The sequence below is a fragment of the Pseudomonas sp. GD03903 genome, from assembly GCF_029840045.1.
In the GTDB taxonomy this organism is placed as follows: domain Bacteria; phylum Pseudomonadota; class Gammaproteobacteria; order Pseudomonadales; family Pseudomonadaceae; genus Pseudomonas; species Pseudomonas pseudonitroreducens.
The window spans coordinates 37,115-61,630 of record NZ_JAOCBT010000024.1 but is presented as its reverse complement, the minus strand read 5'-3'; the positions used below and the strand labels follow the sequence as shown (position 1 = coordinate 61,630).

General features: G+C 66.7%; 21 protein-coding genes. 14 read left to right on the top strand and 7 right to left on the bottom strand.

What is annotated here, in order from left to right:
• Nucleotides 1-128: 128 nt before the first annotated feature.
• On the bottom strand, nucleotides 129-1,043 hold the full coding sequence (locus tag N5C91_RS27215; RefSeq protein WP_233298698.1) for a LysR family transcriptional regulator: 915 nt from the start codon (nucleotides 1,041-1,043) through the stop codon (nucleotides 129-131).
• A gap of 314 nt (nucleotides 1,044-1,357) precedes the next feature.
• Between N5C91_RS27215 and N5C91_RS27210 the strand changes: the two genes are divergently transcribed.
• The 3 genes from N5C91_RS27210 to N5C91_RS27200 all read left to right on the top strand — a co-directional run bounded on the left by N5C91_RS27210 (nucleotide 1,358) and on the right by N5C91_RS27200 (nucleotide 5,623).
• Nucleotides 1,358-2,377, top strand: coding sequence for a zinc-dependent alcohol dehydrogenase family protein (locus tag N5C91_RS27210; RefSeq protein WP_236175583.1), 1,020 nt, complete (start codon nucleotides 1,358-1,360; stop codon nucleotides 2,375-2,377).
• 532 nt (nucleotides 2,378-2,909) lie between these two features.
• The gene (locus N5C91_RS27205; RefSeq protein ID WP_081516800.1) at nucleotides 2,910-3,368 is read left to right on the top strand and encodes a (2Fe-2S)-binding protein; all 459 of its coding nucleotides are present in this window, start codon (nucleotides 2,910-2,912) and stop codon (nucleotides 3,366-3,368) included.
• An 11-nt stretch (nucleotides 3,369-3,379) separates the two neighbouring features.
• Nucleotides 3,380-5,623 (top strand): xanthine dehydrogenase family protein molybdopterin-binding subunit, encoded by a 2,244-nt coding sequence (locus N5C91_RS27200; protein ID WP_279833330.1) that lies wholly within the window; start codon nucleotides 3,380-3,382, stop codon nucleotides 5,621-5,623.
• A 71-nt stretch (nucleotides 5,624-5,694) separates the two neighbouring features.
• Here N5C91_RS27200 and ptrC read toward each other — a convergent pair whose 3' ends face one another.
• Nucleotides 5,695-5,886 carry a type III secretion system co-regulatory protein PtrC gene (gene ptrC, locus N5C91_RS27195; protein ID WP_279833329.1) on the bottom strand — a complete coding sequence of 64 codons (192 nt, stop codon included), beginning with the start codon at nucleotides 5,884-5,886 and terminating at the stop codon, nucleotides 5,695-5,697.
• Between the two features lie 207 nt (nucleotides 5,887-6,093).
• On the opposite strand from ptrC, the gene N5C91_RS27190 reads away from it, so the two are divergent.
• The gene (locus tag N5C91_RS27190) at nucleotides 6,094-6,429 is read left to right on the top strand and encodes a ribonuclease E inhibitor RraB (RefSeq protein ID WP_024762270.1); all 336 of its coding nucleotides are present in this window, start codon (nucleotides 6,094-6,096) and stop codon (nucleotides 6,427-6,429) included.
• 581 nt (nucleotides 6,430-7,010) lie between these two features.
• Here N5C91_RS27190 and N5C91_RS27185 read toward each other — a convergent pair.
• From N5C91_RS27185 to N5C91_RS27170, 4 genes are all read right to left on the bottom strand, one after another.
• On the bottom strand, nucleotides 7,011-7,670 hold the full coding sequence (locus tag N5C91_RS27185) for a DsbA family oxidoreductase (protein ID WP_279833327.1): 660 nt from the start codon (nucleotides 7,668-7,670) through the stop codon (nucleotides 7,011-7,013).
• Nucleotides 7,671-7,910: 240 nt separating this feature from the next.
• Nucleotides 7,911-10,322 (bottom strand): TonB-dependent receptor, encoded by a 2,412-nt coding sequence (locus N5C91_RS27180; RefSeq protein ID WP_279833326.1) that lies wholly within the window; start codon nucleotides 10,320-10,322, stop codon nucleotides 7,911-7,913.
• 385 nt (nucleotides 10,323-10,707) lie between these two features.
• On the bottom strand, nucleotides 10,708-11,643 hold the full coding sequence (locus N5C91_RS27175) for a FecR family protein (protein ID WP_279833325.1): 936 nt from the start codon (nucleotides 11,641-11,643) through the stop codon (nucleotides 10,708-10,710).
• Nucleotides 11,643-12,146: a sigma-70 family RNA polymerase sigma factor gene (locus tag N5C91_RS27170; RefSeq protein WP_279833324.1), complete on the bottom strand. Its 504-nt coding sequence runs from the start codon at nucleotides 12,144-12,146 to the stop codon at nucleotides 11,643-11,645. Before N5C91_RS27170 ends, N5C91_RS27175 begins: the two co-directional genes overlap by 1 nt.
• Before the next feature lie 258 nt (nucleotides 12,147-12,404).
• Here N5C91_RS27170 and fusA point away from each other — a divergent pair, with 258 nt between their 5' ends.
• Nucleotides 12,405-14,513: an elongation factor G gene (gene fusA / locus N5C91_RS27165; RefSeq protein ID WP_236175575.1), complete on the top strand. Its 2,109-nt coding sequence runs from the start codon at nucleotides 12,405-12,407 to the stop codon at nucleotides 14,511-14,513.
• A 292-nt stretch (nucleotides 14,514-14,805) separates the two neighbouring features.
• Here the strand turns inward: fusA and N5C91_RS27160 are convergent, their stop codons facing one another.
• The gene (locus tag N5C91_RS27160) at nucleotides 14,806-16,287 is read right to left on the bottom strand and encodes a PAS domain S-box protein (protein WP_279833322.1); all 1,482 of its coding nucleotides are present in this window, start codon (nucleotides 16,285-16,287) and stop codon (nucleotides 14,806-14,808) included.
• A 229-nt stretch (nucleotides 16,288-16,516) separates the two neighbouring features.
• Between N5C91_RS27160 and N5C91_RS27155 the strand changes: the two genes are divergently transcribed.
• From N5C91_RS27155 to N5C91_RS27115, 9 genes are all read left to right on the top strand, one after another.
• Nucleotides 16,517-17,668, top strand: a complete 1,152-nt coding sequence (locus N5C91_RS27155) for an acyl-CoA dehydrogenase family protein (RefSeq protein ID WP_279833320.1) — start codon at nucleotides 16,517-16,519, stop codon at nucleotides 17,666-17,668.
• Between the two features lie 22 nt (nucleotides 17,669-17,690).
• Entirely contained in the window at nucleotides 17,691-18,062 is a 372-nt protein-coding gene (locus N5C91_RS27150) for a hypothetical protein (protein ID WP_017516776.1), read from the top strand.
• A gap of 18 nt (nucleotides 18,063-18,080) precedes the next feature.
• Nucleotides 18,081-18,566, top strand: a complete 486-nt coding sequence (locus N5C91_RS27145) for a nuclear transport factor 2 family protein (RefSeq protein ID WP_236175587.1) — start codon at nucleotides 18,081-18,083, stop codon at nucleotides 18,564-18,566.
• Nucleotides 18,563-19,714 (top strand): amidase, encoded by a 1,152-nt coding sequence (locus N5C91_RS27140; protein WP_279833317.1) that lies wholly within the window; start codon nucleotides 18,563-18,565, stop codon nucleotides 19,712-19,714. Before N5C91_RS27145 ends, N5C91_RS27140 begins: the two co-directional genes overlap by 4 nt.
• Before the next feature lie 10 nt (nucleotides 19,715-19,724).
• Nucleotides 19,725-21,008, top strand: a complete 1,284-nt coding sequence (locus tag N5C91_RS27135; RefSeq protein WP_279833315.1) for an aromatic ring-hydroxylating dioxygenase subunit alpha — start codon at nucleotides 19,725-19,727, stop codon at nucleotides 21,006-21,008.
• Nucleotides 21,005-21,502, top strand: coding sequence for an aromatic-ring-hydroxylating dioxygenase subunit beta (locus tag N5C91_RS27130; protein ID WP_279833313.1), 498 nt, complete (start codon nucleotides 21,005-21,007; stop codon nucleotides 21,500-21,502). Before N5C91_RS27135 ends, N5C91_RS27130 begins: the two co-directional genes overlap by 4 nt.
• Before the next feature lie 10 nt (nucleotides 21,503-21,512).
• Nucleotides 21,513-22,253 carry an SDR family oxidoreductase gene (locus N5C91_RS27125; protein ID WP_279833311.1) on the top strand — a complete coding sequence of 247 codons (741 nt, stop codon included), beginning with the start codon at nucleotides 21,513-21,515 and terminating at the stop codon, nucleotides 22,251-22,253.
• 297 nt (nucleotides 22,254-22,550) lie between these two features.
• Nucleotides 22,551-23,501, top strand: coding sequence for a PDR/VanB family oxidoreductase (locus N5C91_RS27120; protein WP_279833309.1), 951 nt, complete (start codon nucleotides 22,551-22,553; stop codon nucleotides 23,499-23,501).
• A 304-nt stretch (nucleotides 23,502-23,805) separates the two neighbouring features.
• Nucleotides 23,806-24,510 (top strand): ferric reductase-like transmembrane domain-containing protein, encoded by a 705-nt coding sequence (locus tag N5C91_RS27115; RefSeq protein ID WP_279833308.1) that lies wholly within the window; start codon nucleotides 23,806-23,808, stop codon nucleotides 24,508-24,510.
• The last annotated feature ends 6 nt before the right edge of the window (nucleotides 24,511-24,516 follow it).

Sequence of the window (24,516 nt, the reverse complement as noted above, 5' to 3'; positions counted from 1 at the left end):
TCCTACAGGTTCTTCTGTGAACGGAACGTAGCAATCGCGTAGGGCGAATAACGCCCCAGGCGTTATCCGCCGCGTCGTTGCCGGCGGATAACCTGTTCCGGGTTATCCGCCCTACGGCGAAGGTGGCGTCAGAGACTGTCCGGATCACCCACGAACATGGTGATGCGCGAGCGCAGCCAGCGCTCGGCCGGGTCCTGGTCCTGGGCGCCGCGCCAGACCATCGACAGCTCGGCCAGGCGGGTGGGGAAGGGCGGGTCCTCGGCGCGCAGGCCGCCGGCGGCGGTCAGGGCCAGGGCCACGTACTCGGGCACGGTGGCGATGATATCGGTGCCGGCGAGCAACTGGGCGAGGCCGACGAACTGCGGCACGGCCAGTACTACCTGGCGCTTGCGGTCCATCTCGGCGAGGGTCTGGTCGACGAAGCCGTCCAGGTCGCCGGCGTAGGACACCAGCGCGTGCGGGCGCGCGCAGTAATCATCGAGGGTCAGCGCGCCGGGAATCGAGTCGGCCCGGAGGATCTTCCAGGTGCTGCGACGCAGGGTCTTGCGCTTGGCGTTGGCCGGCAGCTCGTCGGTGTAGCTCACGCCCACAGAAATTTCCCCGGACGACAGCAACTGCGGCATCAGCAGGTAGTTGGCGCGGCGTACCACCAGAGTGATGCCCGGCGCTTCCGAGCGCAGGCGGCGCAGCAGCGGCGGCAGCAGGCCGAACTCCACGTCATCGGACAGGCCGATGCGGAACACTGCCTTGCTGGTCGCCGGGTCGAAGTCGGCGGCGCGGCTCAGGGCGGTGGAGATGGAGTCCAGCGCCGGCGATAGGTGGCCGAAGATTTCCTGCGCCCGCGCGGTGGGTTCCATGCTGCGCCCGGTGCGGACGAACAACGGATCGTCGAACAGGCCGCGCAGGCGCGCCAGGGCCGCACTGATCGCCGGCTGGCCGAGGAACAGCTTCTCGGCGGCGCGGGTCACGCTGCGTTCATGCATCAGCGTCTCGAAAACGATCAACAGGTTGAGATCAACCTTGCGAAGGTCGTTGCGGTTCATGGGGACTCCCTGGCGATGGGGGAAAAGTGAGGCCGACCGTGTCCTGAGTCAAGTCTGTCAGATAAGTCCTTGATCAATTTCTACTTTTTTAATGAGAATCTCGCCCCGGCGGTGTGGTCTGAGCTTGTATGAACAGCGCCGCCCCGGTCCCGCCCGCAGCCCCGCCGCAGAGCCTTGCAGTCGCGCCGGACAAGGCCTGCAATGCGGGCCGAATCATCGCCGTTTATGTCAATTATCAATGGTGAACGGTGGCGTCACCTCTAAAGCCCGGATAGAGTCCGTGGCTATGAAGCACTACAAAGGCGAGGTATGTGATGTCCCGCATGATCCGTTTCCACCAGTTCGGTGACGCCTCGGTCCTGAAGATCGAGGAAATGCCGACCCCGCAACCGGGGCCGGGTGAAGTACTGATCCGCACCCAGGCGTTGGGCGTCAGTTGGCGCGACGTACTCTGGCGGCAGAACCTCGCCCCGGATCAGGCCAAGTTGCCGGCGGGCATCGGTTATGAACTCTCCGGCATCGTCGAAGCCGTGGGCGAGGGCGTGGAAGACCTCGAGCCCGGCGTGGCGGTGGCCAGTTTCCCGGCGAACTCGCCGAACCTGTACCCGGCCTGGGGCGACCACGTCATCCTGCCGCGCACCTCGCTGACCCGCTATCCGGACGTTCTTTCGCCGGTCGAGGCAGCGGTGCACTACACCGGCCTGATGTACTCCTATTTCGCCCTGGTGGAGCTTGCCCAGATCAAGCCCGGCCAGCGCGTGCTGATCACCGAGGCTGGCCATTGCCTGGCTCCGCAGGCGGTGCAACTGGCCAAGGCGCTCGGCGCCCAGGTGATCGCCACCACCAGCCACGAGGAGACCCGCGAGTTCCTCAAGGGCCTGGGAGCGGACAAGATCATCTACACCGAGGAGCAGGACCTGGTGCTGGAAGTCGAACGCTTCACCAAGGGTGAAGGCGTGGAGATCGTCCTCGACCAGTGCGCCGGCCCGCAGATGAAACTGCTGGGTGACGTCGCCGCGCCGCGCGGTAAGCTGATCCTCTACGGCATCAACGGCGGCAACGACGCCGCCTTCCCGGCCTGCGCGGCGTTCAAGAAGCACCTGCAGTTCTACCGTCACTGCGTGCTGGACTTCACCGGGCAACCGGAGATCGGCCTGACCCGCAACGACGAAGCCGTGCAACGGGCGCTGACCGCGATCAACCAGATGACCGCCGACCAGCTGCTCAAGCCGAGCATCGACCGGGTGTTCGACTTCGCCCAGTACCGCGACGCCAACTACTACATGGAAACCTGCCCGGGCGGCGGCCGTGTGGTGATGAAGATGCCGGAGTGATCCGGCATCCGTGAGGCGTGAAAGCCACTCTTCGGAGTGGCTTTTTTGTGCGCACGAATCCGCGCCTGAGCTTCGGAATGGCCTGGAAACGATCGCGGACAGAGTCCGCTCCTATGCTTGCGCTCGACACCCTGTAGGAGTGGACTCTGTCCGCGATCGCTCGCCGCCGGCACCGACCACACCCTGCGTAGTTTGTAGGATGGGTGGAGCGCAGCGATACCCATCAATTCCGCGCACCGACAGCATGGGTATCGCTGCGCTCCACGCCATTCTACGCAGAGCATCAGTGGCATTTCCGAATTGGGCTTCAGCTGCGCGCGTTGGCCGCAAAGGCTCGGAATAGAGCTATCTATACGCCGCTACATCCCCTGCAGTATCAGGCAAGCCTCCAGAGAACCAGGCAAACCGCTCGGCGCCTTCCTCGCGTATCGTCGCGGCATGGGCCGGCGCTTGCGCCTAGGCTGAATCCACTGCGTATCGAGGCCCGCGTGCTTCGTCCCATCCCATCACCCGCAGAAGAGGTGACCCCCTGATGATTACCGTGAACCTGAACGGCAAGGACCATGAACTCGACGCTCCCGGCGAGATGCCGCTGCTCTGGGCCATACGCGACGTCGCCGGGCTGACCGGCACCAAGTACGGCTGCGGCATGGCGCTGTGCGGCGCTTGCACCGTGCACATCGATGGCCAGCCGACGCGCTCCTGCGTTACCCCGCTGGCGGCGGTGGCCGGCAAGAAGATCACCACCATCGAAGCGGTAGCCGAGCAGGCTGCCGGCAAGGCGGTGCAGGAAGCCTGGCGCAAGCTCGACGTGGTGCAGTGCGGCTATTGCCAGTCCGGGCAGATCATGTCGGCCACCGCGCTGCTGGCTTCGAACAAGAAGCCCAGCGACGCCGACATCGACGCTGCCATGAGCGGCAACATCTGCCGCTGCGCCACCTATGCGCGGATCCGCGCGGCCATCCACGACGCCGCCCAGACCCTGGCCTGAGGACCGATACCATGCTCGAACCCCGAATCGACCAGCAGCCGGCCGAGGCCGGCAGCATCCTCAACGTCAGCCGCCGCGGGTTCCTGCGCGGGGCCGGCGGCCTGGCCCTGGGCATCTACTTTGCACCGTTGCTGAGCCACCTGGGCGACGCCCGGGCGACCAGCGATTTCGAAGCGAACGCCTTCGTTCGAATCGCCCCCGATGGCACCGTCACCGTGATCGCCAAGCATGTGGAGATGGGCCAGGGCAGCTACACCGGCCTCGCCACCCTGGTGGCCGAGGAACTGGACGCCGACTGGAGCCAGGTGCAGGTCGAAGGCGCACCGGCTGACGCCAAGCGCTACGCCAACCTGGCGTTCGGCAACCTGCAGGGCACCGGTGGCAGCAACGCCATGGCCAACTCCTTCGAGCAGATGCGCAAGGCCGGCGCCAGCGCCCGCGCCATGCTGGTGGGCGCGGCGGCGGAGCAGTGGAAAGTGCCGGCGGCACAGATCGAAGTGCACGATGGCGTCGTCAGCCACGCTCCTTCCGGGCGCAAGGCCAGCTTCGGCGAACTGGCCGAGGCGGCGGCGAAACAGCCGGTGCCGGCGGAGGTGAAGCTCAAGGAGCCGAAGGACTTCAAACTGATCGGCCAGGTGCAGTTGCCGCGCAAGGACAGCCCATCCAAGACCGATGGCAGTGCGCAGTTCACCCAGGACGTGCACCTGCCGGACATGCTGGTCGCCGTGGTCGCCCATCCGCCGCGTTTCGGCGGGGTGCCGGCGAAGGTTGACGCCAGCAAGGCCAAGGCCGTGCCCGGCGTGGTCGACGTGGTGCAGTTCCCTGGTAGCGAGCGGCGTTTCGCCGGTGTCGCGGTGCTGGCGAAGAACACCTGGGCCGCGCGCCAGGGCCGCGATGCATTGCAGGTCGAGTGGGACGAGAGCAAGGCCTTCAAGATGGGCAGCAAGGAAATCTTCGCCCAGTACCGCGACATGGCCAGCAAGCCGGGCCTGGTGGCGCGCAATGACGGCGATGTGGCCAAGGCGCTGGAGAAACCGGCGCACCTGATCGAAGCGGAATACCAGTTCCCGTACCTCGCCCATGCGGCCATGGAGCCGCTGAATTGCGTGGTGTTCCTCAAGGAGGACGGCTGCCAGATCTGGAACGGTGAGCAGTGGCAGACCGGTGACCAGATGTCGGTGGCACAACTGCTGGGCCTGCAGCCCGAGCAGGTGAGCATCACCCAGCTCTACGCCGGTGGCAGCTTCGGGCGCCGCGCCAACCCGCACTCGGACTACGTGCTGGAAGCGGTCGCCATCGCCAAGGCCGCCCGCGAGCAGGGCGTGAAGGTGCCGATCAAGATGGTCTGGACCCGCGAGGACGACACCCGCGCCGGCTACTACCGCCCGGCCTTCCTGCACCGCGCGCGGCTGGCGGTGGATGCCCAGGGCAACCTGGTGGGCTGGGAGCAGCGGCTGGTCGGGCAATCCTTCATCATCGGCACGCCGTTCGAGAAGTTCATGGTCAAGGATGGCGTCGACAAGATCGCCGTGGAGGGCGCCGCCGACCTGCCCTACGCCGTGCCCAACCTGCGCGTCGAGCAGGCACTGGCGGAGAACGTTACCGTGCCGACCCAATGGTGGCGTTCGGTGGGGCACACCCATACGGCGTTCTCCACCGAGACGCTGATCGACGAGGCAGCCATCGCCGCCAGGCAGGACCCGTACGAATTCCGCCGCAAGCTGCTGGAACAGCACCCACGTCACCGCGGCGCGCTGGAGTTGGTGGCGCAGCGCGCCAACTGGCTGGCGCCGCTGGAGAAGGGCAAGGAGGGCGAGCAGCGCGGCCGCGGTATCGCCGTGCACGAGTCGTTCGGCAGCTTCGTCGCCCAGGTAGTAGAGGTGACCTGCAAGGCCGACAAGAGCTTCAAGGTGGACCGCGTGGTCTGCGCCGTGGATTGCGGCCTGGCGATCAACCCGGACGTAATCAGGGCGCAGATGGAAGGTGGCATCGGCTTCGCCCTGTCGGCGGCGCTGCACAGCGCCATCACCCTCACCGACGGCAAGGTCGACCAGTCCAACTTCCACGACTTCCAGGTGCTGCGGATCAACGAAATGCCGGTGGTGGAAGTGCACATCGTGCCGTCGGCCGAACCGCCCACCGGGGTCGGCGAGCCGGGTGTGCCACCGCTGGCGCCGGCGCTGGCCAATGCGCTGTTCGCCGCGACCGGCAAGCGCATCCGCACCCTGCCGATCGGCAATCAGTTGCAGGCGTGATGCCTGGCGGGTAACACAAATGCCCCGCGCGAGCGGGGCATTTGTCGTTCAGGGTCTAAGCTTTCCTGAGGTCAGGCGACCTGCTGTTCCTGCTCCTGGCAGATCAGCTCGCGCAGTACCCGGCGTTCTTCAGGCCGGGTGGCGGCGCTGTGCAGGGCAAGGCCGCCTTCCTCGTCGGTGACGGCGACCTGGGTTTCGAAGTGCAACTGCACCTCGTCCAGGGTGATGTAGGTGATGCGGTAGGCGGCGTCTGGGCTGTGCATGGTCGCAGGCTCGAGGTGGGAGGGGCGCAGGCCCGATGGCTGCATCCTCGCGCCGAGCGGGCAAGCGCGGAAGTGAATCGCCGTGATGGTGAACATCACCGAAGGCAATGGTGTCGGCGAGATTTTCCGGCATCTGTCATGCAGGACGGGTATCCTGCGCGGGCGTGCCCAAAACGGGCATTTTGTAAATCGAATTGGAGCAGTGACATGAGCCGCGACAAGCAGCTTTTCCCGGAAGACGAAATCGGCGATGCCCTGTGGGCCCTGCAGGAAGACGGCGAAGACCTCTCCCTCGAGCATGAGGTGGAGTTCGCGGTGATCTTCCCGGACGAGCAGTCCGCCCTGGACTTCGCCATCATGCTGCTGCAGAACGGGCAGAAGGTGGCGTACTCCGAGTACGACGGCAACGACAAGCTGCCCTGGCAGGTCCTGGCCTACCCGGTGATGGAGCTCTCCCACGAGCACATCAGCGGCTATGCGGCGCTGCTGTCCGAGCACTCCGCCGACCTGGGCGGTCAGATGGACGGCTGGTCGGCGCTCTGATCGGCTGACGCAGCATGAGAAACGGCGCCTTCGGGCGCCGTTTTTCTTTGGGCGGATGCCCCGCAGCGCCTCGACTGTAGGAGCGAGCTTGCTCGCGAAGCGGGTTTCCCGGCGGTGCCAGTTCCGTAGGGCGCATAACGCGCCAGCGTTATCCGCCGCGGAAAGGCTGGCGGATAACCTGTTCCAGGTTATGCGCCCTACGCCTGCGCAGGGCAGGGCACGACTGTAGGAGCGAGCTCGCTCGCGAAGCGGGTTTCCCGGCGTTGCCAGTTCCGTGGGGCGCATAACGCGCCAGCGTTATCCGCCGCGCAAAGGCTGGCGGATAACCTGTTCCAGGTTATGCGCCCTACACCTGGTTGTAGGAGCGAGCTTGCTCGCGAAGCGGGTTTCCCGGCGGCGCCAGTTCCGTAGGGCGCATGACGCGTCAGCGTTATCCGCCGCGCAATGGCTGGCGGATAACCTGTTCCAGGTTATGCGCCTTACGTCTGGTTGTAGGAGCGAGCTTGCTCGCGAAGCGGATTCCCCTGCGGCGCCAGCGTCAGGCGGGTTCGCCAGCAAGCTCGCTCCTGCGAAAGGCCAGGTCACTCCGGCAGCGGTGCGTTGCGTGCCACCTGGCGTAGCGCCTGCTCGTAGTAGTCGGTGCTCTGCGCCCCGGAGATCAACTGGCGGCCGTTGAGGATCACCGCCGGCACGGCGCGGATACCGTGGCTGGTGTAGAAGTCCTCTTCGGCTACCACCTCGTCGGCGAAGGCGTCGCTGTCGAGGATTTCCCGCGCGCGCACGGCATCCAGGCCGACGCTGATGGCCACCTCCAGCAGCACTTCCGGGTCGCTCGGGTCGCGCCCTTCGCTGAAGTAGGCATGCAGCAACGCCTGCTTCAGCGCCACGTCGCGGTGCGACTCGGCCGCCCAGTGCAGCAGACGGTGGGCGTCGAAGGTGTTGTAGATGCGGCTGCGCTTCTTCAGGTCGAAGTGCACGCCAACGTCCTCGCCCACGGAGCGCAAGTGTTCCTGGTTTCGGGCGATGTCCTCGGCGCTGCTGCCGTATTTGCGCTGCAGGTGCTCCACCAGGTCCTCGCCTTCCGCGGGCATGTCGGCGTTGAGCTCGAAGGGTTTGATGCGCAAGTCGACGGTCAGCTCGCCGTCCACCCGGCGCATGGCTTCCAGCAGGCCGTTGAGGCCGATGGCACACCAGGGGCAGACCACGTCGGAGACGAAATCGATGGTGATGGCGTCGCTCATGGGGCGAACTCCGGCAAATGGGCGAGCATCAAGCATGGACCCGGAAGGGTGTTTCAATCCAGTAACGCAGCGGTCGAACGGCGCCGCTGCGCTGGCGCGATTCGCCGCAGAACGGCGCAACCTGCTGATTCTGAAAGCCCGAATTGCCGCCGCCGGTCCGCCGGTGACTCCCGCGCAGAGCCCGGCAGTCGCGACGACTGGCGGAGGAAGAGGGGCGACGTCCCTGTCGCGAAGGGGAAATCAGAAGTCCAGGGTCATCGACAGCTTCAGGGTGCGCGGGTCGCCCTGGGTCAGGTAGCCGCCGATGGTGGAGGCCCAGTACGACTTGTTGGCGACGTTCTCCAGGTTGGCGCGCAGCGTCACGTCGCGCTCGTCGACCTTGAAGGCGTAGCGGGCGCCGAGGTCGAAGCGGGTCCAGGCCGGGATGCTCAGGTCGTTGGCGGCGTCCAGGTACTGGCCGCCGGTGCGCAGCACGCGGCCGTTGATGGCGGCGCCCTGGATGCCGGGGACATCCCAGTCGGCGCCCAGGTTGTACTGGAAGGTCGGCACGCCCACGGCGCGGTTACCGTCGGTCTTGCCGCCGGCGGTGTTCTTCAGCTCGGTGTCGATCCAGGTGCCGCCGGCCAGCAGGCGCAGGCCGTCCACCGGCTCGCCGAAGACGTTCAGCTCGATGCCGCGGTTTTCCTGCTCGCCGTCGACGCTGAAGATCTTCGAGTCCGGGTCGGTGGTGCTGAAGGGCTGCTCGATGCGGTAGAAGGCCAGGTTGCCGCCGTAGCTGCCGAAGTCGAGCTTGGCGCCCACTTCAACCTGTTTGGAACGGTTCGGCGCGAACACTTCGCCGAAGTTCGCCGCGCTGCTGGGTGCGGTCGGGCCGGCGGCCAGGCCTTCGATGCGGTTGGCGTAGAGCGACAGGTAATCGGTGGGTTTCACTACCAGGCCATAGACTGGCGTGGTGATGGATTCGTCGTAGGTGGCGGTGCGCTTGCCGACGTAGTTCCAGCCATCGGTGCCGATGCTCTGGCGGCGTACGCCGACGGTCAGCAGCACGCGGTCGTCGAGGAAGCCCAGGGTATCGGCGGCGGCCAGGCTCTTGTTCAGTGTCTTGCCGACGATGCCGGGGTCGCTGTAGTCGCCGCCGGTAAGGGTTGGCGCGGGCTTGGGCGTCTGCACCGGGTTATAGATGTCGGTGGGGTAGCGCTTGGTGGTCATGGTGTAGGCGCTGCGCTGCTCGGCCCAGATGCCGGCGACGCTGAGGTTCATCTGGTGGCTGACCGGGCCGGTGGCGAAGTGGCCGTTGAGGCCGGCCATGGCGCTCTTGTTGTCCTCGTCGTGGGTGGCATCCATCATGCCGCCGCCTGCGGCACCGTAGTTGTCGCTCAGCGTCAGGGCCGAGTAGGCGCCGTTCTCGCGGGTGTGCTTGGCGCCGCCGGAGAGGTAGGCGGTCCAGCTGTCGTTGAGGTCGTACTCGGCGCGGAACATGCCGAAGCTGTCTTCCAGCTGCGAGTAGCTCCAGGACTGGCCGTAGTTGTGGTCGGCGTCCGGGGCGTGGGGAATGCTGGTGACGCCGGTGCCGACGTAGACCACCGGGCGACCCTGGTTGATGCGCTGCTTCTGGTAGCCGAAGTCGGTCATCAGGCGCAGGCGCTCGCCGCGGTAGTCGAGGTTGACGGTGGCCAGCTTGTAACGCTGGTTCTCGTCGTCGACGCCGGTCTCGCCCTCGCGCTGGGCCAGGTTGACCCGCGCGCCGAAGCGGTTGTCCTCGCCGAAGCGCTGGCCGAGGTCGAGGTGCTCGCCGATCTGGTTGTCGCTGCCATAGCCCAGGGTCACGCTGCGGGTGGGGACGTCGTCGGCGCGCTTGGTCTGCAGGTTGACCGCACCGCCAATGCCGCTGCCGCTGGGCGTCACGCCGTTGATGAAGGCGTTGGGGCCCTTGAACAGCTCGACGCGTTCCAGCGATTCGGTGCCGATGATCTGCCGCGGGGTGACGCCGTACAGGCCGTTGAGCGAGACGTCGTCAGTGCTCAGCGGCAGGCCGCGGATGACGAAGATCTGCGAGAAGTTGCCGTAGCCATTGCCCTGGCGCACCGAGGCATCGTTGAGCAGAACGTCGCCGACGGTTTGCGCCTGCTGGTCCTGGATGGTCCTGGCGGTGTAGCTGGCGAAGCTGAAGGGCACGTCCTGCATGTCCTGGTCACCCAGCATGCCCAGCCGCGCGCCACGGGCGACCTGGCCGCCAGCGTAGGCGGGCGGCAGCTCGCCGCGCTGCTGCACGGCGCCGCTGACGGTGGTGGCGTCCATCTCCAGGGCACCGCTGTCATCTGGCGCGGCCTCCACGCCGTAGCCGCTGCTCTTGCGTACCAGGCGGTAGCCGCTGCCTTCGAGCAGGCGCTCCAGGCCTTGCTCCGGCGCGAAGCTGCCTTTCAGCCCTGTGCTTTGCTGAGCATTCAGCGCCTGCGCCTCGAAGGCCAGCGGCACGCCGGCCTGGGCGGCAAAGCGCGCCAGCACCTCGCCCAGCGGGCCGGGGGCGATGTCGTACTGGCGCTGTTCGCTGCTGGCTTCGGCGGCCAGGGTGGGCAGCACGACGCCGCCAGTCAGGGCCAGGCCGACGGCCAGGGCGAGGGAGTGCGGGCGGAGGCGGGAGCGGAGGAGCATGGAGTGTTCCTGTCGGCGAATAGAGGTTGTCTTCCTCTTCACCGGGCGAGATCGAAAAAGGTGTCAGGGGTGGGCGAAAAAATTTCAGGTTGTCTGTTCTGTAGGGGCGAGGGGGGCGCCCAGCTCCTGCTCGCGAACCGCCCAGCGCCAGCGCGGCCGGAGAATCTGTTCGCGAGCAAGCTCGCTCCTACAGGGCAATGGATAGTTCGGAGTGGTGGCATGCCCTCACCCCAACCCTCTCCCAGGGGGAGAGGGAGCAGATCGTGCCGGCTGACGCCGAGGGTTTCGTCCTGCACCACACGGCCCCCTCTCCCTGAGGGAGAGGGCTGGGGTGAGGGGGACGCCGTGGGCGCAGGAATAGCAGGAAGCACACTTTGCTCCCGGCTCACGCCGGCTCCACCGTCACCCAATACCGCGTCATCCGCCGCAGCTTCACTGGCAGCATGTCCGCCAGCAGTGCCAGCCCGGCGTCGCTGTCGCCAACCGGGATCGCCCCGGTCACGCGCAGGTTGGCCAGGCGCGGGTCACAGCGCAGGAAGCCGCTGCGGTAGCGGCCGAGTTCTTCCAGCAGGGCATCCAGGCGCATGCCCTGGGCCAGCAGCATGCCGTTTTCCCAGGCGCTGGCGTTGGCGTCCGCGCTTTGCAGGGGCTGGAAGCCCTGCGCGCCGAACACCAGCTGCTGGCCGGCGCCGACCACCTGGCTCGCGGCTCCCGGCAATTCGACGCTGACTTCCTTGCTCAGCACCGCGACCCGGCAGGCATCGCCGAGGTCGCGCAGGCTGAAGCGCGCGGACTGGGTGCGCAGCAGGCCGTGTCGGCTGTCGACGAGGAACGGACGCGGATCGGGGAGGGCGTCGACGAGGATTTCGCCTTCCACCAGGCTGAGGCGGCGTTCGCCGGCGTTGTAGGCCACATTCACCGCGCTGCTGGTGTTCAGCGTGATCTGGCTGCCATCTGGCAGGCGCAGGTGCTTGCGCTCGCCCACGGCGGTGCGCAGGTCGGCATTCCACTCCGCCCACGGCATCTGCCGGGCCACCAGCCAGGCAGCCGGGGCTACTGCCATCAACACGCCCAGGCGGTTGAGCATCTGCCGGCGGCTCAGGCCGCTGCGTTGCAGGCTCTGCCGGCCGAGCCCCGGCGGCAGCTGGCGCAGGCCGAGCAGGGCTTCGGCGCGACGCCAGGCTTCGGCGTGCTGGGCGCTGCGCGCGCGCCATTGCTCGATGGCTTGCAGATCGGCGTTGCTGGCGGGATGTTCATTGAGGCGCACCAGCCAGTCGGCGGCTTCGCCGAGGATGCCGGGGTCCAGCGGTTGTTCGCGCATCAGGCGACGCTCAGGCAGGCGACGAAACCGGAGCGCATGTAGCGCTTCACGCTGGCCAGGGAAATGCCCAGGCGCTCGGCGATCACCGGGTAGGTCAGGCCATCCAGTTGTGACAGCAGGAAAGCCTCGCGGGTCAGCGCCGGCAATTCGCTCAGGGCAGTATCGATGCGCTCCAGCGCCTCGAAGATCAGTTCGCGGGTTTCCGGGCCAGGCACCCGCTCTTCGGGCAGCGCGGCGACGCTTTCCAGGTAGGCGCGCTCGATCTCCTGGCGCCGCCAGCGGTCCACCAGCAGGCCCTTGGCGATGTGAGTGAGAAGGGCGCGCGGGCGCTCGCCGAGGTCCTCCAGCGGCCGCCGCAGCAGGCGCAGGAAGGTGTCATGGGCGAGGTCGGCGGCATCCCAGGCGTTGCCCAGCTTGCCGCGCAGCCACTGCTGGAGCCAGCCGTTGTGCTCGTTATAGAGAGTGTGCAGGTGCTGCGGGGAAGGGGATTCGACGGGGGCCACGGTACGTGCGTCAGATTTTCATTTGAGAATGCCTATCATTTTATGGTTTTCCCGCCGTGCAGCGCAATGCCGGAGCGACGCAGCCGGTCGGACTGCGACACCGGCGACCTCGCCGCACTGGAATTGCCACGAAGACGCGCTACCTTGAGCCTGTTGCGCTCAGAAATTTCTGATGCCGCACTTCCTCCCGCCGTCCCGCGCAGGCAACGGACCCGCAGCAACAGGCCCGGCAGTCAACCAGCAGAAACGGAGCACAGCATGGCTCGCAATACGCCCATCGAGCTTTACCGCAATATCGGCATCGTCGCCCACGTGGACGCCGGCAAGACCACCACGACCGAGCGCATCCTTTTCTACACCGGCGTGAACCACAAGATGGGCGAGGTGCACGACGGCGCGGCGACCATGGACTGGATGGTGCAGGAACAGGAACGCGGCATCACCATCACCTCGGCGGCCACCACGGCGTTCTGGCAAGGCTCGACCAAGCAGTACGACCACAAGTACCGCTTCAACATCATCGACACCCCCGGCCACGTCGACTTCACCATCGAAGTGGAGCGCTCGCTGCGCGTGCTCGACGGCGCGGTGGTGGTGTTCAGCGGCGCCGACGGCGTCGAGCCGCAGTCCGAGACGGTCTGGCGCCAGGCCAACAAGTACCACGTGCCGCGCCTGGCCTACGTCAACAAGATGGACCGCCAGGGCGCCGACTTCCTCCGTGTGGTCGCGCAGATCAAGCAGCGCCTGGGCCACACGCCGGTGCCGATCCAGCTGGCCATCGGCTCGGAGGAAAACTTCGCCGGGCAGATCGACCTGGTGAAGATGAAGGCCATCGTCTGGAACGACGCCGACCAGGGCACCAGCTACACCGAGGAGCCGATCCCCGCCGAACTGCAGGCGCTGGCGGACGAATGGCGCGCGCACATGGTCGAGGCCGCCGCCGAAGCCAACGACGAGCTGATGAACAAGTACCTCGAAGGCGAGGAACTGAGCATCGCGGAAATCAAGGCCGGCCTGCGCCAGCGCACCCTGGCCAACGAGATCGTCCCGGCGGTGCTGGGTTCCTCGTTCAAGAACAAGGGCGTGCCGCTGGTGCTCGACGCCGTCATCGACTACTTGCCGGCGCCCTCGGAAATCCCCGCGATCAATGGCACCGACCCGGATGATGAAGAGAAGCATCTGGAGCGCCACGCCGACGACAGCGAGCCGTTCTCGGCATTGGCCTTCAAGATCGCCACCGACCCCTTCGTCGGCACCCTGACCTTCGCCCGCGTCTATTCCGGCGTGCTCAGCAGCGGCGACGCCGTGCTCAACTCGGTGAAGATCAAGAAGGAGCGCGTCGGCCGGATGGTGCAGATGCACGCCAACCAGCGCGAGGAAATCAAGGAAGTGCGCGCCGGCGACATCGCCGCGCTGATCGGCATGAAGGATGTCACCACCGGCGACACCCTGTGTTCCATCGACAAGCCGATCATCCTCGAACGCATGGACTTCCCCGACCCGGTGATCTCGGTGGCCGTGGAACCCAAGACCAAGGCCGACCAGGAGAAGATGGGCATCGCCCTGTCCAAGCTGGCCCAGGAAGACCCCTCGTTCCGCGTCAAGACCGACGAGGAAACCGGGCAGACCATCATCTCCGGCATGGGCGAGCTGCACCTGGACATCATCGTCGACCGCATGCGCCGCGAGTTCAACGTCGAGGCCAACATCGGCAAGCCGCAGGTGGCCTACCGCGAGGCGATCCGCAAGAAGTGCGAGATCGAAGGCAAGTTCGTCCGCCAGTCCGGCGGCCGTGGCCAGTTCGGCCACTGCTGGATTCGCTTCGAGCCGGGCGACGAGGGCAAGGATGGGCTGGAGTTCGTCAACGAGGTGGTCGGCGGCGTGATCCCGCGTGAGTTCATCCCGGCGATCCAGAAGGGCATCGAGGAGCAGATGCAGAACGGCGTGCTCGCCGGCTACCCGCTGATTGGCCTGAAGGCCTCGGTATTCGACGGCTCCTACCACGACGTCGACTCCAGCGAGATGGCGTTCAAGATCGCCGCATCGATGGCAACCAAGCAGCTCTCGCAGAAGGGCGGCGCGGTGCTGCTGGAGCCGGTGATGAAGGTCGAGGTGGTAACGCCGGAGGACTACATGGGCGACGTGATGGGCGACCTCAACCGCCGGCGCGGGCTGATCCAGGGGATGGAAGATACGCCGGCCGGCAAGGTCATCCGCGCCGAGGTGCCGCTGGGCGAGATGTTCGGCTATGCCACGGATGTGCGCTCGATGTCCCAGGGGCGCGCGAGCTACTCGATGGAGTTCACCAAGTACGCCGAGGCGCCGGCGAATATCGCCGAGGCGATCATCAAGAAGTCCCACGGCTGAGGTTTCCCCAAGCCAATGACGGCGCCTGCGGGCGCCGTTTCTTTTGATCTTCGTAGGAGCGAGCTTGCTCGCGAACCCCCAGTTTCGTAGGGCGCATAACGCGCCAGCGTTATCCGCCGCGTGCCTATCGGCGGATAACCCGTTTCGGGTTATGCGCCCTACGGTGGCGGCCTTACCGGCGAGTCTCGGATGTAGGATGGGTGGAGCGCAGCGATACCCATGCTGGCCGGTATGTTGCTGGCGATGGGTATCGCTGCGCTCCACCCATCCTACGAAAAGCGTCGTGCCGTGTTTACGGTCGGTCCGCCAACGGCAACCCGAAGCAGAACATCGCGCCGCACGGCTCGACGTTCTCCGCCCAGATATCCCCGCGGTGCCGCGAGACGATGCTTTGGCACAGCGCCAGGCCGATCCCGTTGCCGCTCACCTTGGAGGTGAAGAACCCATCGAACAGCCGCTCCTTGGCCCCGGCATCGATGCCACGGCCCTGATCCAGCACGCACAGCCGCGCGCTGTTGCCTTCGCGAGAGGTGCGGATACGCAGCAGGCGGTGCTCCTCGGGGAGGTTGAGCATTTCTTCGATGGCGTTGAAGGCGAGGTTGAGGATCACCTGGCCGACCAGCACCTTCTCGCAGCTCACCCACAGCGGTTCGTCGCAGCGCTCCAGTTGCACGCGCACGTTGCTCGGCTGGGCCTTGAGGCTGATGAAGTAGAGCGTTTCGCCGAGCAGTTCGTTGAGGTCGATGCGTTGTTCGGCCTGCTCCAGTTTCACCACGTACTCGCGCACGCTCTTGATGATCAGCGAGGCGTGCTCGATCTGCCGCACGGCGCTGTCCAGGCCCCAGGCGGCGGAGGCTTCGGCCTTCTGTTCGCGGTCCAGGCGGATCAGCGCGCCTTCGATGAAGTTGCGTGTCGCCGCCAGCGGCTGGCTGAGTTCGTGGGCAATCGCCAGGGCCATTTCGCCCATGGCGTTGTAGCGCGCCAGGTATTCCAGCTTCTGGTCGCTCTGGCGTTGCGCCTGGGCGGCGCGGACCTGCTCGGTGACGTCGCGGAACAGCAGCAGGTGGCCGACCAGGTCGTCCTCGATCTCGATGTAGCGGCAGGTCGCGTGGTGCCAGCGCCATTCGCCGTCCAGGCGCTGCAATTGATAGCTGACCGAGTAGGGCTCGCGGCTCGGCGGCTGCATCGCCAGGTGGTGTTCCAGGCGCGGGCGCGTGGCGCTGTCGCAGCGGCCGAGGAAGTTGTGCGCCATCCAGTCGTCCTGGCTGCCGCCCAGCAGGGGCAGGGCGGATTCGCTGAGGAAGCGCAGGTTGCCGTCCGCATCCAGCACCGCCACGCCTTCGGCGAGGTCCTGCATGAAGGCCTTCAGGCGGCTCTCGAAACGCTGCAGGTCGCGCTCGACCTGCTTCTCCTTCGAGATGTCGCGGAACTGCACCATCAGCACATCGCGCTCCTGCAGGTGCACGCGGGTGGCCACCGCCTCGGAGAGGATTTCCACGCCCTGCTTGGAGCGGTAGCACCACTCGATGGTGCGCTGGCCGGTGCGCGCGGCGCCTTCCAGCCAGCGCAGGCCGACCGAGCGGCGGTACTGCGGCGCCTTGGCGGTCATGTCCGGGGCTTTCAGCGGTACCAGCTCTTCCAGCGTGAAACCAAGCACGGCCAGTGCGGCGTTGTTGGCCCAGAGGATTTCCTTGGTCTGCGCGTCGTGGAGGATTACGCACAGCGGCATGGCCTGGAGCAGGGCGAGGAAGTCGTCGGGCTTGGGCTGGAACATCGAAGCTCGCTCTCGATTGCAGGGGACGGGTAGGCAGTGGCGCCTTTATACCGCGCAGCGTAGCGCGAAGGGACTGCGGAGTAACCCGGCGCCGACTAGGGGATTCCTTTAGGCATGGGGCTGCACGCCCCAATAGTTGGGCGCATATGGCGGTTCTTACACTGGCCCCAACGACGACCAGCCCGCATCGAACGGGCCGGCCCTTACAAGAACAACCGGAGATGCCGCCATGCTGCGTGCCGCCCTCGCCGAACCGCTCGATGCGGACGGTCGTGCCCTCGAATTCCAGCGCGTACTCGATGAAGTGCGCCAGCGCCGCGATGAATTCGACACCCGCTCCCACGTTCCCCGCGACATGATCGAACGCTTCCGCGATGTCGGCATCTACCGCGCCGCGACCCCGCGCTGCTTCGGCGGCGATGCACTGCCGCCGGCGCAGTTCCTGAAACTGGTCGAGCGTATCGCCGAAGCCGACGGCTCCGCCGGCTGGGTGGCCAGCTTCGGCAGCGCCAGCACCTACCTCACCGCATTGCCGCGCCACACCCTTGCCGAACTCTATGCCGACGGCCCGGACCTGGTGTTCGCCGGCGGCCTGTTCCCGATCCAGCCGGCCACCCAGGTCGAAGGCGGCTGGCGCGTCAGTGGCACCTGGAAATTCGCCAGCGGCTGCAAGGGCGCCGACGTGCTCGGCGTCGGCATCGGCATCGGTGGCCCGGGCGGCAAGCCGCGCACCGCGCTGCTGCGCGCCATGGACGTGGAGATCGTCGAGAACTGGAACGTGGTCGGCCTCAAGGGCACCGGCAGTCACGACCTGAAGCTGGACAACGCCTTCGTTGCGGACGACTGGACCTTCATCCGCGGCGGCGAATCGAACATCGACGAACCGCTGTACCGCTACCCGACCATCGCCTATGCCGCCCAGGTACTGGCCGTGGTCAACCTCGGCCTGGCCCGCGCGGCGCTGGACGAGATCACCCGCATGGCGTCTTCCAGCGGCGTGACCGGTGCGCCCAAGCTCGGCGACCGCGCCTATGTGCGCATCGAGATCGGCAAGGCCGAGGCTGAGCTGCAGGCCGCGCGCGGCTTCTTCTACGACGCTACCGAGACCGTCTGGGATTCCATCCTCGCCGGCAACGCCGTCAGCCCCGAGCAGGTCAGCCAGTTGCGCCTGGCCGCCGTGCACGTGTCCCGCGCCGGCGCCGACGTGGTACGCCGCGCCTACAGCCTGGCCGGCACCACGGCGATCTACCTGAACCACCCGCTGCAGCGCTACCTGCGCGACGCCATGGTGGTGACCCAGCACGCCTTCTTGAGCGATGGCATGTACGACGGCGCCGGTGCGGTGCTGCTCGATGTGCCGCCGTTCCCCGGATACATCTGACATAAAAACAAGGACTCGAAGCATGACCCGTCCGACCACCGAACCCTTGCGCGTACTGTTCTGCATCGGCATCGCCCAGCCGTTCTTTGACCTGCCCACCGGTGAAGGCATCACCGTGTGGAAAGGCTTCTCGCAAATGATGAGCGACCTCGGCGCGCTGCCGGGCATGAACGTGCTCGGCGTGCTGGATGACGACCGCCTGATGGTCGGCCCGTCCACCACCTCGCCCTGGACCGTCTACATCATGGCCGACGTGGATTGCCACCAGACCGTGATCGACGCCTGCAACCTGTTCCGCACCACCCCGGTGGGCGAGTACAGCCTGTGGAAGTACGCCAAGGTCGAGGCACGCATCGGCCGCCCGCTGACCATCCCCGAAGCCGCGCGGACCTGAGCCATGAGCAGCCTGAGCATGGCCGAGCTGAACCGCCGCCTGGAGGTCCTCGAAGGGGAAAGCCAGGTGCGCCGGTTGATGGCCCGCTACATGGACCTTTGCGACGTGCCGCGCGCGCCGGTGGCGATCACCGAGCTGGCTGAGCTGTTCAGCGAGGACGCGGTGTGGGAAGGCATCGGCACGACCACGGCGCAGACCTTCGGCCATCACCAGGGCCGCGAGGCGATCGCCGCGTTCGTCTTCGGCTACCTGCCGCCGTCGCCGCACTTCACGCTGAACCTGCATTTCCTCACCAGCGAGTCGATCCGCGTCGACGGCCGCACCGCGCGCGGGCAATGGATCATGCAGCAGCTCTCGACCTATGCCGAGGGCCACACCGAGCTGTTCGGCACGCGCCTGGACATCGATTTCCGCGAGATCGACGGGCGCTGGCAGATCAGTCATTTCCGTACCCAGCGCCTCTCGCAACGCGCGCTGGGTGGTGCAGGGGAGGGCCGTCCATGAGCACTTTCGTCAGCGAATTCATTCTCGGCGGCGACGGCAAGCGCGTCGCGGTCAAGGACAGCATCGACATCGCCGGCTACCCGACCCGCTGTGGCACCCGCGCGCTGGCCGACGCCGCGCCGGCCACGCGCAACGCGTTCGTGGTCGACGCCGTGCTGAACGCCGGCTGGCAGATCGTCGGCAAGACCAATCTTCACGAACTGGCCTTCGGCGTCACCGGCATCAATGACTGGACCGGCACGCCGATCAACCCGATGGCGCCGGACCGCGTGCCCGGCGGTTCCTCCAGCGGCTCCGCGTCCGCCGTCGCAGCCGGCTTGGCAGATATCGCGCTGGGCACCGATACCGGTGGTTCGGTGCGCGTGCCGGCGGCCTGCTGTGGTATTGCCGGGCTGAAGCCGACGCTCGGCCGTGTCAGCCGCGACGGCGTCCATCCGGCGCAGAGCAGCCTGGATTGCGTCGGCCCGTTCGCCGCCAACATGGCCGACCTGATCGCCGCCATGCAGGTCATCTGCCCCAGCTTCGGCAACGTGCAGTTGCCGGGCGAGGGCGCCCGCGTGGCCTTCCTCGAAGTGCCGTCCGCGCCGCATATCCAGGCCTGCCTGGGTGCCGCCGCCGACCGCGCCGGCTGGCGCCGCAGCCATCTGTTCCTCGGCGAGTTCGAGGCGGCTTTCCAGGCCGGGCTGGTGGTGATCAATCACGAGAACTGGGCCGCCTATGCGGCGCTGACCGGCAAGGGCCTGATCGGCACTGATGTCGAGCAGCGCCTGCTGCTGGCCAGCCGCACCACCGACGCCGAGCGCGCCGAGGCGGAGATAGTGCGCGAGCACTTCACCCGCGCCATCGACGCCGCGCTGGAGGACTTCGAAGTCCTGCTGCTGCCGACCATGCCCGACCTGCCGCCGCTGCTCAGCGATGCGCGCAACGGCAAATCGGTGGCCGGCATGACGCCCCTGGTACGGCCTTTCAACCTCAGTGGACACCCGGCGCTGACCGTGCCGGTGGACCTGGATTGCGGCGGGCTGAAAGTCGGCCTGCAGATCATCGGCCGCAAGGGCGACGACGAACGCGTGTGCGCCTTTGGTGCGCAACTCGAACACAGCCTGGCCGCCACGCGGCCTGCGCAAAAACATAAGAAATCGGCATGAGGAGATGGGCATGAGCGCTCACGAATACCGGCTGATCGCCCGGTCGCGCAGCGTCGAAGAGCTGGTCGGTGACGACCGCGTCGATGTCTCGCTGTACAACGACCCGCAACTGTTCGAAGCGGAGATGGACAAGATCTTCTACCGCACCTGGGTGTGGGTCGCCCACGAAAGCGAAGTGCGCAACGCCGGCGACTTCAAGACCACCAGCGTCGGCCGCCGCCCGGTGATCGTGGTGCGCGACAAGAAGGGCAACATCAACGTCCTGGAAAACCGCTGCCGCCACCGTGGCGCCACCGTCTGCGAGAAGCACAAGGGCAACGCCACCGGCTTCACCTGCCCGTACCACAGTTGGTCCTACGCGCTGGACGGCAAACTGCGTGCGCTGCCGTACCCGGACGGCTACGAGGACATCCTCGACAAGTCCGAGCTGCCGCTGACCAGCCTGCGCGTGGAAAGCTACGCCGGCATGGTGTTCGCCACCTACAACGACGAGATCGAGCCGCTGCAAGACTTCCTCGGCGGGGCCAGGCACTGGATGGACCTGTTCATGAAGCAGGGCGCCGGCTACCCGATCAAGACCCAGGGCGAACACAAGTTCACCTTCCGCGGCAACTGGAAGATCCAGCTGGAAAACACCACCGACGGCTACCACTTCCCCATCGTGCACAAGTCGTTCATGTCCTCGGTGGATGAAGAGACCGAAGAGATGCTGTCGTTCATGAGCGACGAGCAGGCAGTCACCCACGCCCTGGGCAACGGCCACAGCGTGATGGTGATGGTCCCCGAACACGTCGACCTCGACCACGACGACGGTACCGAGCAGCTCCAGGAGCGCTTCGCCCACGTCACCGAGGAACTGTCGAAAACCATGGAGCCTGCACAGGTGCGCCGCATCGTCCGCTCGCTGCATGGCGCCGGTTTCAACCTCAACCTGTTCCCCAACGTGGCCATGTCCATGTCGTTCTTCCGCGTGCTGCGGCCGATCTCCGTCACCGAGACCGAGATTCGCCACGTCGCCCTCGGCATGGACGGCGGCCCGGAAATCGCCAACCGCGAGCGCATGCGCATCCACGAGCACTTCCAGGGCCCGTTCGGCTTTGGCAGCCCGGATGACGCCGAGGCCTGGGACCGCGTGCAGCGCGGCTCCTACGCCGGCGTCGACGCACCGATCCTGGTCAACCGCGGGCTGAACCGCGAAGTGGTCGCCGAGAACGGCGACAAGGTCTCCCACGCCACCGACGAAGGCGGCATGCGCGAGGCGTACCAGATGTGGAAAAGGATGATGAGCCAATGAGCAACGACACCCTGAACGGCTTCTCCGGCCCGCTGGCCAAGGCCATCGAATTCGTCTGGCGCGAGGCCGAGCTGCTCGATCGCAAGGACTACGCGCAGTGGTCGCAGCTGTGGAGCGAGGACGGCATCTACGTGGTGCCGATCGACGGCGAGGACGATGACTTCGCCGCCAGCCTGAACTACGTCTTCGACGACGCGCGCATGCGTGCGCTGCGCATCGAACGCCTTACCGGCGGCCATTCGCCGTCGGCGGTTTACGCGGCGAAGACTGTCCGCACGATCTCGCGCTTTTCCCTGGTGGAAGCGGCGGGCGACCTGGTCGAGGTGAACTCGGCGCAGGTGCTCTACGCCTACAAGCGTGGCGTGGCGACGCCGTTCATTGCCGACCTGAACCACCGCATCCGCTTCACCGACGGGCAAGCCCGCCTGGAGCGCAAGGTGATTCGCCTGATCAACGCCGAAGACGCGCTCAACGCGCTCGGCTTCCTGCTCTGAGGGCCACACCATGCAACGAGTTGCCCTGGTATCCGGCGCCGCACGCGGGTTGGGCGAAGTCATCGCCCGTCGCCTGCACGCCGCCGGCCTGCGCGTGGCGCTGGCCGACCTCAACGAAGATGCGGTGCAGCGCCTGGCCGATGAGCTCGACCCGGAGGGCCGCTCAGCCCTCGGCTTGAAGCTGGATGCGCGGGAGAAAGCCGATTTCGAACGTGCTCGCGATGTGATTGCCGAGCGCTGGGGCGGCACCGACATCCTGGTGAACAACGCCGGGATGTCGAAGGTCGCCGCACTGATGGACATCAGCCCGGAGGACTTCGACGCCTCCATGGCGGTGAACCTGCGCGGCACCTTCGTCGCCTGCCAGGTGTTCGGTACGCACTTTGCGGCTCGCGGATTTGGCCGCATCGTCAACATCGCCTCGCTGGCCGGGCAGAACGGCGGCACCGCCACCGGCGGCCACTACGCCGCGGCCAAGGGCGGCGTGGCGACCCTGACCAAGGTGTTCGCCCGCGAACTCTCGGCGCAGGGCGTGACCGTCAACGCCATCTCGCCGGGGCCGCTGGACTTGCCGGTGGTCTACGAAAGCGTGGCGCCCGAGCGTCTGGAACGGATCCTCAAGACCATCCCCGCCGGCCGCCTGGGCGACCCGACCTTCATCGCCGACAGCGTGTTGCTGCTGTGTGCGGAGAACGCTGGGTCGGTAACGGGCGCCTGCTGGGATATCAATGGTGGGTTGTTCATGCGTTGAGGTTGAGTCCGGGCGCTAGGGCTGAAAGCCCCTCACCCTAACCCTCTCCCGGAGGGAGAGGGGACTGTTTGGAGCAGGATGAAACCACGGCGTCCGCCGGCACATTCTGCTCCCTCTCCCTCTGAGCGGGGCGCGCAGCCAGGGCTGGGGTGAGGGCAAGGCGCACGCTCCAGAGTCAACCATTCGGAGAGAGGATAAATCCTCGCTCCACACAAGAACCGATAAACCCGTCCGCTCGTAACAAAGAGGCCGGAAAGGGGCCACAGAGCCCGCACCCAATGCCTTGCAGGTAACGCCATGATGAAAGTCAGAATCGAAAGGATCGTCGAGGAAGCGCAGGACATCCGTTCCCTGCGTCTCGTACGTTGTGATGGCCAGCCGTTCGACGCCTACGAGCCGGGCGCCCACGTCGACGTCACCGGGCCCACCGGGGTGACGCGCCAGTATTCGCTGTGCAGCCCGCCGGACGACCGTACCGCCTACCTGGTGGCGGTGAAGAAGGAGGGCGCTTCCCGTGGCGGCTCCAGTGCCCTGCACGACGTGCAGGAAGGCGCGGAGCTGGACATCGGCGCGCCGCGCAACCTGTTCCGCCTGGCGCCGGAAGCCCGCGAGCACGTGCTGTTCGCTGCGGGTATCGGCGTCACGCCGCTGCTGAGCATGGCTTACCGGCTGAACGCCAGGGGCGAGCCCTATCGCCTGCACTACTTCGCCCGTTCCGCCGAGCACGCGGCTTTCGTCGAGCTGCTGGCCAGCGAGGCTTTTGTTGGCAAGGTCGAGCTGCACTACGGCGTCGAGCCGGCCGATCTGGACAACGTGCTGGGCGAATGCCTGGCGCGCGCGCCGCAACACGCTCACGTCTATACCTGCGGCCCGGCGCCGTTCATGAACAAGGTAGTGGAGATCGCCGCGCGCAGCCGCCCGGAAGAGGCCATCCACCTGGAGCACTTCCAGGCCGACCCGGCCGCCAACGCGGCGCCGGCGGGTTCCTTCGACGTGGAACTGGCCAGCTCCGGCGTGGTGCTTCACGTACCGGCGGACTCGACCCTGGTGGACGTGCTGCAGGCCCACGGCTGCGACATCGACACCGAGTGCCGCGAGGGCATCTGCGGCACCTGCATCGTCGAGGTGCTGGAAGGCGAACCGGAGCACCGCGACAACTGCCTGTCGAACAAGGAGAAGGCCTCCAACAAGCAGATCTGCGCCTGTGTTTCGCGGGCCCGGTCGGCGCGGTTGGTGCTCGATCTGTAAGCCGGACCGCTCTGCGTAGGATGGCGTGGAGCGCAGCGATACCCATCAATCCGCCTGCGCGCCAGCAGCATGAGTATCGCTGCACTCCACCCATCCTGCGGACTGGATCATGTAGGAGCGAGCTTGCTCGCGAACCCGCTTGATGTCAGCGCCGCAGGGGTACTTCGTTTGCGAGCAAGCTCGCTCCTACGGGATAAGGTCGGTGCGCGGTGGCACAGCTGGCAATTCGTCTGGCAGGCAGCGACACTCGCGCGCCGCCGGCAATTGCTAGCCTCCGGCGCTAGTCTCTCGATCGGAGTTCCCCATGCCTGCGCTGATTGCGCGCCTGGCGCTCGGCTGCCTGCTGCCGGCCGCCATCCTGCTCGGCCTCGGCGCCATGCCGGGGCTTGGCTATGCCTGGGATTTCGCCAACGCTGCCGGGCTGCTCGGCGCCTGCCTGCTGGGGCTGCTGTTCGTCATCGCTGGCCGCCCGCAGCCGCGCCCGCTGTATGAAGGCAAGTTCTTCCTGCGCCTGCACCGCGACCTGGGCTTTGCCGCCGTTGCGCTGCTGCTGGTGCATATCGGCGTGCTGCTGGTCGATGAACCACTGCTGATCGAGGACCTGCTGCCATCCGCGCCCGGCTACATGCTCGCCGGGTTGGCGTCGGCGATCCTGATGCTGGTGCTCGCGATCTCCAGCCTGAACCGCGTCCGCCCGCGCTGGAGCCGCAGCGCTGCTTCGTTCCGCCGCTGGCATTACGGCGCTAGTCTTTTTGCCCTGTTGCTGATGGCCGTGCACGTGCTTGGCGCGGGGTACTACAGCGGTGGCATCTGGAAGGTGGCACTGCTGGTGACGCTGATGCTGGCGGCGGCCATCTGGCCGCGCTTGCCAAAACCTGGCAACGGTATCAGCGGGCGTCAGCGGAACACGGCGCAAAGGGCCACCTGGTTCGCGCTGGCAGCGAGCGGTGTGATCATCGGGCTTTCGGCGCTCTACAGCCTGCTGGCGAACCTGGAGCTGCCGCTATGAAGCGAG

Bases quoted from the DNA above. Each gene is read 5' to 3' on its own strand.
- N5C91_RS27190 (WP_024762270.1), top strand. From the start codon at position 6,094: ATGAGCCGCGACAAGCAGCTTTTCCCGGAAGACGAAATCGGCGATGCC.
- N5C91_RS27125 (WP_279833311.1), top strand. From the start codon at position 21,513: ATGCAACGAGTTGCCCTGGTATCCGGCGCCGCACGCGGGTTGGGCGAA.
- N5C91_RS27160 (WP_279833322.1), bottom strand. From the start codon at position 16,287: ATGTTCCAGCCCAAGCCCGACGACTTCCTCGCCCTGCTCCAGGCCATG.
- ptrC (WP_279833329.1), bottom strand. From the start codon at position 5,886: ATGCACAGCCCAGACGCCGCCTACCGCATCACCTACATCACCCTGGAC.
- N5C91_RS27130 (WP_279833313.1), top strand. From the start codon at position 21,005: ATGAGCAACGACACCCTGAACGGCTTCTCCGGCCCGCTGGCCAAGGCC.
- N5C91_RS27140 (WP_279833317.1), top strand. From the start codon at position 18,563: ATGAGCACTTTCGTCAGCGAATTCATTCTCGGCGGCGACGGCAAGCGC.
- N5C91_RS27155 (WP_279833320.1), top strand. From the start codon at position 16,517: ATGCTGCGTGCCGCCCTCGCCGAACCGCTCGATGCGGACGGTCGTGCC.
- N5C91_RS27180 (WP_279833326.1), bottom strand. From the start codon at position 10,322: ATGCTCCTCCGCTCCCGCCTCCGCCCGCACTCCCTCGCCCTGGCCGTC.
- N5C91_RS27205 (WP_081516800.1), top strand. From the start codon at position 2,910: ATGATTACCGTGAACCTGAACGGCAAGGACCATGAACTCGACGCTCCC.
- N5C91_RS27120 (WP_279833309.1), top strand. From the start codon at position 22,551: ATGATGAAAGTCAGAATCGAAAGGATCGTCGAGGAAGCGCAGGACATC.
- N5C91_RS27135 (WP_279833315.1), top strand. From the start codon at position 19,725: ATGAGCGCTCACGAATACCGGCTGATCGCCCGGTCGCGCAGCGTCGAA.
- N5C91_RS27210 (WP_236175583.1), top strand. From the start codon at position 1,358: ATGTCCCGCATGATCCGTTTCCACCAGTTCGGTGACGCCTCGGTCCTG.
- N5C91_RS27145 (WP_236175587.1), top strand. From the start codon at position 18,081: ATGGCCGAGCTGAACCGCCGCCTGGAGGTCCTCGAAGGGGAAAGCCAG.
- fusA (WP_236175575.1), top strand. From the start codon at position 12,405: ATGGCTCGCAATACGCCCATCGAGCTTTACCGCAATATCGGCATCGTC.
- N5C91_RS27200 (WP_279833330.1), top strand. From the start codon at position 3,380: ATGCTCGAACCCCGAATCGACCAGCAGCCGGCCGAGGCCGGCAGCATC.
- N5C91_RS27185 (WP_279833327.1), bottom strand. From the start codon at position 7,670: ATGAGCGACGCCATCACCATCGATTTCGTCTCCGACGTGGTCTGCCCC.
- N5C91_RS27175 (WP_279833325.1), bottom strand. From the start codon at position 11,643: ATGCGCGAACAACCGCTGGACCCCGGCATCCTCGGCGAAGCCGCCGAC.
- N5C91_RS27215 (WP_233298698.1), bottom strand. From the start codon at position 1,043: ATGAACCGCAACGACCTTCGCAAGGTTGATCTCAACCTGTTGATCGTT.
- N5C91_RS27150 (WP_017516776.1), top strand. From the start codon at position 17,691: ATGACCCGTCCGACCACCGAACCCTTGCGCGTACTGTTCTGCATCGGC.
- N5C91_RS27115 (WP_279833308.1), top strand. From the start codon at position 23,806: ATGCCTGCGCTGATTGCGCGCCTGGCGCTCGGCTGCCTGCTGCCGGCC.